Source organism: Streptomyces sp. NPDC059355 (genome assembly GCF_042752335.1).
In the GTDB taxonomy this organism is placed as follows: domain Bacteria; phylum Actinomycetota; class Actinomycetes; order Streptomycetales; family Streptomycetaceae; genus Streptomyces.
In genome coordinates, this window is the sequence record NZ_JBHYXN010000027.1 from 66,705 (window position 1) to 78,723 (window position 12,019).

A 12,019-nucleotide genomic window follows, 5' to 3' on the forward strand; every position below is an offset into this window, starting at 1 on the left:
AAGCCCGCGCCGCTTTTTAGTCAGGTGTGAGTTAACCGATCACGGACGGCTTCGTCAGGTACGGCCGCGGCACTTGACGGAGTTCCCGTCGACAGGTGGGGCCCACTCCAATTACCCAGCAGCATCGATAATCCGCCACCCCTCAGTTCTGCCCATACGCCAGACTTGGGCCCATTTCCTGGGAGTTTCCTGTGGTTACAGCTTCACTCACCGTCAGAAAAGCGTCCGCCCTCCAACAGCCCGACTGGGCCGATTTCCCCGAACTGGCCAAGGTGAAGGACGATCTTTCCCAGCGTCCCGCTTTGGTCAATGCCGGAGACGTCCGCCGCCTGCGCTCCCACCTCGCCCGGGTGGCCTCGGGCGAGGCCTTCGTGGTCCAGGCGGGCGACTGCGCCGAAGACCCGTCGGAGTGCGACGCCGGCTACATCGCGCGCAAGTCCGCCCTCCTCGACATGCTCGCCGGCACGTTGAAGATGATCACGCACAAGCCGGTGGTCCGGATCGGCCGGCTCGCCGGCCAGTTCGCCAAGCCGCGCTCGCGCCCGACCGAGGTCGTGGACGGGGTCGAACTGCCCGTGTACCGCGGGCACATGGTCAACGGCCCCGAGGCCGGCCTGGCCGACCGCCTTCCCGACCCGTTCCGCCTGCTCTCCGGCTACCGCTCCGCCGCGCAGGCCATGGCCCACCTCGGCTGGACCGACCCGGCCCGCCGCTCCGGCATCTGCCCGCCGGTGTGGACCAGCCACGAGGCACTGCTCCTGGACTACGAACTGCCCATGATGCGCTGGGACGAGGAGGGCAGCCCGCTGCTGACCTCGACCCACTTCCCGTGGATCGGCGAGCGCACCCGCCAGATCGACGGCCCCCACGTGGACATGCTGGCCGGGGTCGTCAACCCCGTCGCCTGCAAGGTGGGCCCCTCGATGGAGCCGGAGGAGCTCATCGAGCTCTGCCGGCGCCTCGACCCGTGGCGCGAGCCCGGCCGCCTCACCCTGATCGCCCGCATGGGCGCCGACCTGGTCGCCGAGCGCCTGCCCGCGCTCGTCGACGCGGTGCGGCAGGCCGGACACCCGGTGATCTGGCTGACCGACCCCATGCACGGCAACACCTTCTCCGCCCCCGGCGGTCACAAGACCCGCCTGGTCGACACCGTCGTCAAGGAGATCCAGGGCTTCCAGGCCGCCGTGGCCCAGGGCGGCGGGGTCGCGGGCGGTCTGCACCTGGAGACCACCCCGGACGACGTCACCGAGTGCGCGACCGGTGAGGACCAGCTGCACACGGTCGGAGAGAAGTACACGAGCCTGTGCGACCCCCGCCTCAACCCGAACCAGGCCTACGCCGTGGTGACGCAATGGCGAGCCTGAACCAGCAGGGAGATTGGACATGGAGAACAAGGTCGCCCTCGTCACAGGAGCCGCGGGAGGCATCGGTCTGGCCGTAGCCCGCCTGCTCGCCGAGGAGGGCGCGACGGTGGCCGCCGTCGACCGCGACGCCGAGAGGCTGCGCGAGTCGGTGGAGAAGCTGGCCGCCGACGGGCTGGACGTCCACGCCCACCCGGCCGACGTCACCGTCACCGAACAGGTCGAGTCGGTCGTGGACGCCGTCGAATCCGAACTCGGGCCGCTGGACTTCCTCGTCAACACGGCGGGAATCCTGCGCCTGGGCGAGGTACGGGACTTCAGCGACGAGGACTGGCTGCAGACCTTCGAGGTCAACGTCAGCGGCGTCTTCCGGCTGTCCCGCGCCGCGGTCAACCGGATGGTCCCCCGCAACCGCGGGGCCATCGTCACCGTCGCCTCGAACGCGGCCGGCACCCCGCGTACCGCCATGGCCGCGTACGGCGCGTCGAAGGCCGCCGCGACCATGCTCACCAAGACGCTCGGCCTCGAAGTGGCCAAGCACAACATCCGCTGCAACGTCGTCGCCCCCGGGTCCACCGACACGGCGATGCTCGCCTCCATGTGGGAGGACGAGCAGGGCCCCGCGAGGACCATCGCGGGCAGCCCCGAGTCCTTCAAGGTCGGCATCCCGCTGAGCAAGCTCGCCCGCACCACCGACATCGCCGAATCCGTGCTCTTCCTGCTCTCGGACCGCGCGGCGCACATCACCCTGCACGTCCTCACCGTGGACGGCGGCGCCACGCTCGGCGCGTGAGCCCGCCCCGCCCACACCCCCCGACCTGCTCCACCCGCTCCATCCGCCCATCCACCCTGCGCACCCGCTTTGAGGATCAGACATCCGAGAGGACAGTCATGGCCGGCATACCGACCATCGAGCCCTATCCCCTCCCGACCGCGGGAGACATTCCCCCGTCCATACCGCAGTGGACCTTCGACCCTGACCGGGCCGTACTGCTCGTCCACGACATGCAGCGCTACTTCCTCGCGCCCTTCCCCCAGGCGCTGCGCGCCGAGCTGACCGGCAACGCCGCGCTGCTGCGGGAGCACTTCAAGGCCCACGGCGCCCCCGTCGCCTACACCGCCCAGCCGGGCGGCATGACCCCCGAGCAGCGCGGGCTGCTCGCGGACATCTGGGGCCCGGGGATGCGTACGACGCCCGAAGACCGCGAGGTCGTCCCCGCGCTCGCACCCGACCCCGAGGACTGGGTCTGCACCAAGTGGCGCTACAGCGCCTTCTTCAACACCGACCTGCTGGAGCGCATGCGCGCCGCCGGCCGGGACCAGCTCGTCATCTGCGGTGTCTACGCGCACGTCGGCGTGCTGACCACGGCCATCGAGTCCTTCAGCCACGACATCCAGACCTTCCTGGTCGCGGACGCCATCGGCGACTTCAGCGAGCTGGAGCACCGGCTGGCCATCGACTACGCGTCCAAGCGCTGCGCGGTCGTCACCACCGCCAAGGAGATCGCAGGATGACCTCGCCCCTGCTGGCCCGCGTCCTGGGCCCCAATCCGCCCCCCTTCGCCCTCCTCTACCGCCCGGAAGCCACCGGCCCGGGGATCCTCGACGTCATCGTCGGCGAGAGCGCCACCGTGGACTCGCTGGCGCAGCTGCGTGCGCCGGGTGCCGCGGACACCGCGGCCGCGGCGGCCGCGGCGGCCGGCGACGGCTCCCGGCACGAGGTGCTCGCGCTGATCCCGTACCGGCAGATCTCCGAGCGGGGCTTCGCCGCCCCCGCGGAGGACACCCCGCTGGTCGCGATGACCGTCACCGGGCAGGAGCAGATCTCGCTGGTCGAGGCGCTCGCCCGGATCCCCGACCTGCCGATCGAACTCGACGGAGGATCGTTCGACGTCTCCGACGAGGAGTACGCGGACACCGTGCGCCGGGTGATCTCCGACGAGATCGGCGAGGGCGCGGGCGCCAACTTCGTCCTCAAGCGGTCCTGGACCACCGGGATCCGCGCGTACTCCACCGGGCACGCGCTGACCCTCTTCCGGCGGCTGCTGGAAAGGGAGTCGGGCGCGTACTGGACCTTCGTCGTGCACACCGGCGAGCGCACCCTCGTCGGCGCCAGTCCCGAGCGGCACGTCAGCCTGCGCCAGGGCACCGCGGTCATGAACCCGATCAGCGGCACATACCGCTATCCGGCGGCCGGGCCCTCGCTGCCGGAGGTGATGGACTTCCTCGCCGACACCAAGGAGGTCGACGAGCTCTACATGGTGGTGGACGAGGAACTGAAGATGATGGCCCGGATCTGCGAGGGCGGTGCCCGCGTGGACGGCCCGTACCTCAAGGAGATGGCCCGCCTCGCCCACACCGAGTACTTCATCGAGGGCCGCAGCACGCGGCCCCCGGAGGAGATCCTGCGCGAGACCCTGTTCGCCCCGACCGTCACCGGCAGCCCGCTGGAGAGCGCGGCCCAGGTGATCGCCAAGTACGAGCCCCAGGGCCGCGGCTACTACAGCGGCGTGCTGGCCCTGATCGGCCGCGACGAGCAGGGCGGGGACGCGCTGGACTCCTCGATCCTGATCCGCACGGCCGACATCGGCGCCGGCGGCGAGGTCCGCATCGGGGTCGGCGCCACCCTGGTGCGCCACTCCGACCCCTGGTCGGAGGTGGCCGAGACCGCGGCCAAGGCGGCCGGGCTGCTCGCGGCCCTCGAATCGGGGTCCGGCAAGACCCGGTTCGCCAGCCATCCCACCGTCCGCGCGGCGCTGGAGGACCGCAACCGCACGATCGCCGGCTACTGGCTCAAGGAGGACCAGGACCGGGAGGCCGTCGATCCGGCGCTGGCCGGCCGGAGCGTCCTGGTGATCGACGCCGAGGACACGTTCACGGCGATGATCGCCCGCCAACTGGACTCGATCGGGCTGGACGTGACGATCCGCCGGTACGACGAGTCGTACTCCTTCGACGGGCACGACCTGGTGGTGATGGGCCCCGGCCCGGGCGACCCCCGGGACGGCTCCCACCCCAAGATCGCCCATCTGCGCGCGGCGGTACGGAACCTGCTGGACGAGCGGCGGCCCTTCCTGGCCGTCTGCCTCAGCCACCAGGTGCTGTCCACGGCGCTCGGCTTCGACCTGGTCCGCCGCGACGAACCCAACCAGGGCGTCCAGAAGGAGATCGACTTCTTCGGCAGGCCCGAACGGGTCGGTTTCTACAACACCTTCGCCGCCCGTTCCCTGGTCGACTCGGCCGTGATCCCCGGTGTCGGGCTCGTGGACATCAGCCACGATCCGCAGACCGGGGAGGTGCACGCGCTGCGCGGCCCGCACTTCGCGTCGATGCAGTTCCACGCCGAGTCGGTGCTGACACAGAACGGTCCGCGCATCACCGGGGACCTGCTGGCCTCGCTGACCGCGCGGATGCTCGCCGCCTGACGCGGCGCGGGGCGGTCCGGCCTGACCGGACCGCCCCGCGACCCCGTACCTGACAAGGTCCCACGGATGCCGTTGTCGGCTTTTCCCGGGGACGGAACCATAAGTTTCACGCAGTGTTGAGGAGTCGTAGAAATGATCACGACGGGAAATCACGGTGCGCGCAATGCTTTTTCGGTGGGCGTGCTCGGTACGGGGTCGTACGTACCGGCTCATGTCGTTTCCAACGAAGAAGTCGGAGCGCCGGCCGGAGTCGATCACGAATGGATACTCGGCAAGACGGGCATACGTGAGCGGCGTTGGGCGAAGCCCGATGAAGCAACATCCGATCTCGCGGTGATCGCGGGGCGGGCGGCACTGGAGAGCGCCGGAATCCGCGCCCGGCAGCTGTCGTTCATCGTGGTGGCGACCTCCACCCCGGACCAGCCCCAGCCGCCGACGGCGGCCGTGGTCGCCGACGAGCTCGGCGCCGACGAGGGCACCGCCGCCTTCGACGTCAACGGCGTCTGCACGGGCTTCCTGTTCGCGCTGGCCACGGCGCAGGGCATGCTCGCGTCCGCCACCGGCGAGGGCTACGCCCTGGTCATCGGCGCCGACGTGTACTCCCGGATCCTCAATCGCGAGGACCGGCGCACCACCATCCTGTTCGGTGACGGCGCCGGCGCCGTCGTACTCGGCCCGGTCGCCGGCGAAGGACGCGGCGTCCTGGCGAACCGGCTGGCCAGTTATGCGGCCGACCGTCATCTCATCGAGGTCCCCGGCGGCGGCAGCCGTATTCCGGCAACCGCCGAAACCCTCGCCGAGGGACTCCAGTACTTCACCATGAACGGCCGGGGCGTCCGCGATTTCGTCGCCGAGAATGTCCCGCCCGCCATCGACGCGTTCCTTTCGGAACGCGGCCTCACCCCTGCGGACATCTCGCATTTCGTTCCGCACCAGGCCAACGGACGCATGCTGGAAAACCTCTCCGAGGAAATCGGCGTGGGTACCGAACGCACCTGGACGACCTACGAGAGGTACGGGAACACCGGCTCCGCCTCCGTCCCGATCACCCTCGACCTCGCGGCCCGCTCCGGCCGGCTGGCCGAAGGCGACCTGGTCCTGCTCGCGGGCTTCGGCGGCGGCATGGCCCTGGGTCTGTCGCTCATCCGCTGGTAGCCCACCTCCCGCGGGCCCCTCCCTCCCCGCCCTCGCCTGCCCCCGGGGGCGACACCCTTCAAGGAGATTCCATGCTGGACGCAACCCCGATCGACGACGCCCGGGTCGACGCCTACCTCACCCGGATCGGCGCGAGCCGCCCCGCGCAGCCCGACCTCGCCGGACTGCGCCACCTGGCCGAACGCGCTGTGCTGTCCGTCCCGTTCGAGAACCTCGACTACCACCTCGAAGGCCGCGAGATCCACATGGACAAGCGGTCCGTCGACAAGGTGGCGATCGACAGCCGCGGCGGCGGCTGCTACGAGGTCAACCCGGCGCTCGGCTTCGTGCTGGAGGCCCTGGGCTACGAGGTCGACATCCTGCCGGGCCGCGTGCACCGGCCGGAGGGCGTGGGCCCGTTCCTCGGCCACCTCGCCCTCAAGGTGACCATCGGCGAGAACGCGTACCTCGTCGACACCGGCTTCGGCCGCAACAGCCGTTTCCCGCTCGACTGGAACAGCCGCGAGGTCCAGAGCGACCCGCACGGCGAGTACCAGCTCAAGGACGTCGAGGACAAGCCCGGCACCGTGGACCTGTGGCTCGGCGGCCGCCCGCTGTACCAGGTGGTCGAGACCCCGGTCCGCATCGAGGACTACGCCCCGTCGCTGTGGTGGTACCGCACGGCGCCCGACTCCTCCTTCATGCAGGCCCTGTTCTGCTCCATCCGCACCGAGAACGGTCTGGTGACCCTCAAGGGCCGCCACCTGAACGTCGTCGACGGCGACCAGCGCTCGAAGACCGTCCTCCAGGACGACGCCGAGGTCATCGCCGCGTACAAGACGCACTTCGGCATCAGCCTCGACCGCCTGCCCACCGAGCCGGAGAACTCCGTCACCACCGGCGTCCGCACCGACTGAGAGAGTCCCAGAGGCCATGGCTGACCTGATAGCCGGCGAGAGCCGGCCCACGAGAGAGGGCGAAGCGGTTTCCGCCGCCGGGGCGTCCGACCTGGACGTCCTGGTGGTCGGGGCCGGCCCCACCGGACTGCTGACCGCCGTCGAACTGCTGCGGCGCGGCATCAGGGTCCGCGTGATCGACCGTGCCGTCGAACCCATGCTGACCCCCAAGGCCCTGTCCGTCTGGCCGCGCGCCCTCGACATCCTCGAGGACACCGGTCTGGGCGGCGTGGTCGACGAGGAGTCCGTACGGATCAACACGCTGAGCTACTTCTCCGAACGGCGCCCGCTGGCCTCCTTCGGGTTCTCGGACGACCTGGCGTGCCGCACCCTGCCCCAGCACGTCACCGAGCGGCTGCTCACCGAGCGGCTGCAGGCACTCGGCGGCAAGATCGAGCGCGGGGTGCGGCTGCTGGCCCTGGACGGTCTGGACTACTCCGGCCGGATCGAGGCCACCGACGGCGTGACGGCGGTGCTGGAGACCCCCGAGGGGCTGCAGCGGCTGCGGGTGCCGTTCGTCGTCGGCGCGGACGGCGCCGGCAGCGCCGTCCGGGGCCAACTCGGCGTCGGATTCGAAGGATCGACGTACGAGATGGCGTTCGCGCTCATCGATGCCCGCATCGATGGGTATCTACCTCCGGACGAGTGCCACTTCTACCAGTCCGCGAACGGTGCACTGGTGATCGTGCCCATCCCGGGCGGGATCTACCGGTTCCTGTCGGTGATGCCCCAGGGCGGCGGCGAGGTCGACGTCCCGATGATGCAGGCCGTCATCGACGAGCGCGGGCCCCGCGGCGTACGGATCAAGGAGGCGGTTTGGAAGGCCGTGTTCCGGGTTCACGCCCGGCGGGCGAGCGAGTTCCAGCGCGGCCGGGTCTTCCTCGCGGGCGACGCCGCCCACGTCCACAGCCCGGCAGGCGGGCAGGGCATGAACAACGGCCTCCAGGACGCCCACAACCTCGCCTGGAAGCTGGCCTCGGTGATCCGGGGCGAGTCCCCCTCCTCGCTGCTCGACTCCTACGGCGAGGAGCGGGCGGAGGTCACCCGGCAGCTCGTGCGCGACACCGACTTCCAGACCAGGGCCTGGCTGTTCAAGTCCAAGGCCTCGGTGGCGGCGCGCGACGCGGCGTTCCGGCTCCTCGACCGGACCGGGATCGTCTCGGAGTTCTACGCCCCCGTGATGGCGGGCCGCCGGCTCTCGTACCCGCCGACCCGCGACACCCAGCAGCCCTCGGGCTGGACGGGCTGCCGCGTGCGCCGCTCGCTGCCCGGCGTACTGGAGGTCGGAGCGGTCTTCCCGCGCCACCTGGCACTCGCGTACGGGATCTCCGGACCGGCCGCGGACCCGCACGGCTGGAATCTGGTGGTCGTCCCGGACGGGAACAGGGCCTGGGAGGAGGAATTGGGCCACATCGTGGCGCAATGGCCACTGTTGCGACAAGTGACGGTACGGCGCCGCGACGCCGCCGCACAGGCCGGATGCCGCTCCGCGGGGTACTACCTGATCCGGCCGGACGGTCATATAGCGGCTCACGGCCATGCGCGGGATCTGGGACGACTCGAAACGGAACTCCGACTCTCCTTTTCCTGATCGACAATCCACCGATATCCGAACGTCGATATCCGGCCAACCAAATACCGGATAGCCCCCCGGTTTTCTCGTTAGACTGGCCGTTCCCGTTCCGTTCCCTTACCACCTCCCGCTCAAGCGGGAACGGAGAGGGACTGGAGCAGGAAGCCCCGTTGCGAATCTCTGTCACGTCGAAAGCGACACGGGATTTCACAACAAACAAGGGGTACGAAATGCGCGGCAAGCTCGCTGGCCTGGTCGGTATCTTCGCCCTCACGCTCACCCTCGGCCTGGGTGCAGCGGTCGAGCAGGACCACCAGGCCAACGGCACGAAGGGGGGGCACTCCGTGCTGGCCGAGGACAAGGGGCCGGGCGTCGCCCCGACCAACCCCCCGGTACCCCCGAAGGGCATCTGACCCGCCCCCGCGCACGCAGTGGGCCCCGTCCGACACCGGACGGGGCCCACTGCGTTTTCCGTTCGGGCGTGCGCAGCCGCGGCGCGCGCCCGAACTGCGGTCAGACGGTGCGACGCCCCTCCGGCGGCACCCCCATGGCCTTGAAGAGCATGTCGGCGCGCTCTCGGTACTCGGCCGCGGCCGGCCGGCCGAGCCGGTCGGCCGAGGCCGCCATCCCGTCCAGCGCGTGCGCCATCTCGACGCGGTATCCCATGACCTCCGCCACCTCGAGCGCCCGCTCGTGCAGACGCAGGGCCTCTTCGTCGCGGCCGTTGCGGCCGTGCTTGAGCGCCAGGAGGTTGTCCACCCGGGAGCGCCGCTGCGTCGAGGTCCTGGGGCTGATCAGCTCCAGGGCCCGCTCCTCGTGCTCCTGCGCCCGGCGGACGTCGCCGAGCCGGTCGCTCACGTCGGAGGAGACGGCGAGCGCGAGGACCATGTTCTCCTCCATGGCGGTGGCGCTCAGCGCCCACGACCGCGTCACGCTGTCGTGGGCGGCCTCGAAGTCGCCCTTCCCTATCTGGGACAGGGCCAGGCTCGTCCACGCGGTGACCTCCACCCCCGGAGAGGGATAGGCCCGGCAGATCTCGATCACCCTGCGCACGGCATCGGCCGCCTCGTCGTGACGGCCGAGCGCCAGGCACACGGTGCCGAGCGTGTTGAGGTCCTCCACCTGTTGCTGCACCAGACCGGCGCCGTCGCCCTTCTGGAACGCCCGTACCGCCTCCGTCGTGTAGTCGTACGAGCTCGCCAGATTTCCCAGCGCGTAGTGCGCGAGCCCGAGCAGCCCGAGGGAGACCGCCTGGTCGTCCGGGCCCCCGGCCTTCCGCGCCCAGTCGAGCGCTTCCTCTCCGGCCTCCACCGCCTCGGTGAAGCGGCCGAGCCTCCAGCGCGCCACCCCGAGGTTGTTGAGTGTCTGGCAGATGAGCAGGGGATCGCCCATGCCGCGGGTGGCGGTCAGGCCCGCCCGGCTCACCGATTCGAACTCCGCGAACCGTCCGCGGAGGTTCAGGTGGAAGGACGCGTTGCGGGCCAGGGCGAACACCAGCTGCGGGCTCCCCTCGTGGCCGCCCCGGGCCAGGAGGGTCTGGATGCCCGCGACCTCCCGGTCGAACCACTCCAGGGTGCGGTCCTCGCGGCGCATCGGCGGCAGCGCGTACGCGATGTCGGGCGCGTCCACGTCCATGCTGCGGCGGGTGGGGAACAGCAGGGTGCACGCGGCCTCGGTCGCCGACGTGTAGTAGCCGAGCAGCCGGCCGTCGGCCTCCCGGGCCTCGCGCCCGCTCCTGCCCTCGCCGAGCGAGAGCGCGTACGTGCGCACCAGGTCGTGGAAGGCGTACATCCCCGGGTCGTTCTGCACCAGCAGGTGCATGTCGAGGAGGTCCTCCAGCATGTCCTCCGCGTCCCGGACCCCGGTCCTCAGCAGGGCCGCGGCCGAGTAGACGTCGACCTCCGCGCCGGGGTGCAGGCCCAGCAGGCAGAAGGCGGCCTGGAGCTCCTCCTCCAACGCCTTGTACGACAGGCTGAGCGTGGCGGCCACGCTGCGCTCGCCCGCGCTCAGCTCGTCCAGCCGGCGGGTCTCGTCCTCCAGCCTTTCGACCAGGTAGCGGACGGTCCAGCGCGGACGGTTGCGCAGCCGGGCCACCGCCAGCCGCAGGGCCAGCGGCAGGTGGCCGCACAGATCGGCGAGTTCGGCGGCGGCCTCCGGCTCCCTGGCCACCCGGTCGTCGCCGAGGAGCTCGGTGAGCATCGTCCTGCTCTCCTCCGGCTCCATCACCCCCAGCGAGATCCAGTCCGCGCCGTCCAGATCGAGCAGCCTGGCCCGGCTGGTGACCAGCACCAGGCACTCGGTCGAGGACGGGAGCAGGGGCAGCACCTGGCCGGCGTCCAGGGCGTTGTCGAACAGGAACAGCAGGCGGCGGCCCGCCAGGGTGGCCCGCCACAGGCCGATCAGGCCCGCCTCGTCGTCGGGGATGCTGTCGGCGGCCACCCCGAGGGTGCGCAGCAGACCGGCGAGTGTGGCGGCCGGCCGCTGCGGCTTCTCACCGGGGGTGAAGCCGCGCAGGTCGGCGTAGAGCTGGCCGTCCGGGTACTCCTCGGCCAGCTGGTAGGCGGTCCGCACCGCCAGCGAGGTCTTGCCGCAGCCGCCCATGCCGTCGATCGCGACGACGCGGTGCCCCTCCCCCGCGTCCTGACGGCACGCATCCAGGACCTCGGCCAGCTCGCGCTCGCGGCCGGTGAAGTCGGGGATGCCTGGCGGCAGGGTGCAGGGAGCACCGTGCAGTGAGGCGAGGGTCGGGAAGCGGTGGCTCCCGGCACCGGAGGGCGCGGACCGCCGGGCGCCCGGAGCCCCCGACTCCGGGGACCCGGAGGCGGTCGGGGCGGCCACGGCGACCGGCCGGGCCGGGCCGTCCAGATCGGGGGAGGCGCGCAGGATGTCCTCGTACATCTTGGTGAGCTGCGCGCTGGGGTCTATGCCGAGTTCCTCGACGAGCAGTTCGCGCACCTTGGCGTACTCGGCGAGCGCCTCCGCCTGCCGCCCGGAGCGGTACAGCGCCAGGATCAGGTGCCCGCGCAGCGACTCCCGCAGCGGGTGCTGCGCGATGAGGGTGCGCAGGTCGCCGATGAGCTCCCCGGCCTCGCCCAGTGCCAGGCGCAGTTCGAAGAGCTGCTCGGCCGCCCCCAGCCGGCGCTCCTCCAGTACGGCGCCCGCGGCCTCGACCACCGAGCCGCCGGCGCCCGACATCACGGGGCCGCGCCACAGGGCCAGGGCGGCACGCAGTTCGTCCGCCGCGGCCTCGGGGCGATCCCCGGAGGCGGCGTGCCGGGCCTCGCGGATGTGCCCGTTGAAGAGGAGCAGGTCGAGCTGATCGCGCGTCACCTGAACCCGGTAGCCCGGACCGTCCGTGACGATCAGCTTCCCGCCCCCCGGGATCCTGCGCCGCAGGTCGGCGACGGCCTTGCGTACCTGGTGCGAAGCGGTTACCGGCGGTTCCTCATCCCACACCGCCTCCACAAGACGGACAACCGGGACAATATTTCCCGGTTCGAGCAGCAGAGTGGCAAGAACTCGTTCGTGAATTTGCCCGCCGAGCTTTAACCGGTGCCCTGCCGTCCACCC

9 protein-coding genes are annotated in these 12,019 nt (G+C 71.0%); 8 read left to right on the top strand and 1 reads right to left on the bottom strand.

Features of this window, described 5'->3' with window-relative positions; translation table 11 throughout:
- Nucleotides 1-191: 191 nt before the first annotated feature.
- From ACFXGI_RS24630 to ACFXGI_RS24665, 8 genes are all read left to right on the top strand, one after another.
- A complete protein-coding gene (locus ACFXGI_RS24630) occupies nt 192-1,364 on the top strand; it encodes a 3-deoxy-7-phosphoheptulonate synthase (protein ID WP_384710448.1) in 1,173 nt (390 codons plus the stop codon).
- A 19-nt stretch (nt 1,365-1,383) separates the two neighbouring features.
- Nucleotides 1,384-2,154 (top strand): 2,3-dihydro-2,3-dihydroxybenzoate dehydrogenase, encoded by a 771-nt coding sequence (locus ACFXGI_RS24635; protein WP_384710451.1) that lies wholly within the window; start codon nt 1,384-1,386, stop codon nt 2,152-2,154.
- Nucleotides 2,155-2,252: 98 nt separating this feature from the next.
- Nucleotides 2,253-2,876, top strand: coding sequence for an isochorismatase family protein (locus ACFXGI_RS24640; protein WP_384710454.1), 624 nt, complete (start codon nt 2,253-2,255; stop codon nt 2,874-2,876).
- The gene (locus ACFXGI_RS24645) at nt 2,873-4,786 is read left to right on the top strand and encodes an anthranilate synthase family protein (RefSeq protein WP_384710457.1); all 1,914 of its coding nucleotides are present in this window, start codon (nt 2,873-2,875) and stop codon (nt 4,784-4,786) included. Before ACFXGI_RS24640 ends, ACFXGI_RS24645 begins: the two co-directional genes overlap by 4 nt.
- 132 nt (nt 4,787-4,918) lie before the next feature.
- A complete protein-coding gene (locus tag ACFXGI_RS24650) occupies nt 4,919-5,941 on the top strand; it encodes a 3-oxoacyl-ACP synthase III family protein (RefSeq protein WP_384710460.1) in 1,023 nt (340 codons plus the stop codon).
- Nucleotides 5,942-6,012: 71 nt separating this feature from the next.
- Nucleotides 6,013-6,837, top strand: a complete 825-nt coding sequence (locus ACFXGI_RS24655) for an arylamine N-acetyltransferase (protein WP_327133086.1) — start codon at nt 6,013-6,015, stop codon at nt 6,835-6,837.
- A 16-nt stretch (nt 6,838-6,853) separates the two neighbouring features.
- Entirely contained in the window at nt 6,854-8,467 is a 1,614-nt protein-coding gene (locus ACFXGI_RS24660) for an FAD-dependent monooxygenase (protein ID WP_384710464.1), read from the top strand.
- A 212-nt stretch (nt 8,468-8,679) separates the two neighbouring features.
- Entirely contained in the window at nt 8,680-8,862 is a 183-nt protein-coding gene (locus ACFXGI_RS24665) for a hypothetical protein (RefSeq protein ID WP_384710467.1), read from the top strand.
- Between the two features lie 100 nt (nt 8,863-8,962).
- Here ACFXGI_RS24665 and ACFXGI_RS24670 read toward each other — a convergent pair whose 3' ends face one another.
- Entirely contained in the window at nt 8,963-11,779 is a 2,817-nt protein-coding gene (locus ACFXGI_RS24670; RefSeq protein WP_384710470.1) for a BTAD domain-containing putative transcriptional regulator, read from the bottom strand.
- Between the last annotated feature and the right edge of the window lie 240 nt (nt 11,780-12,019).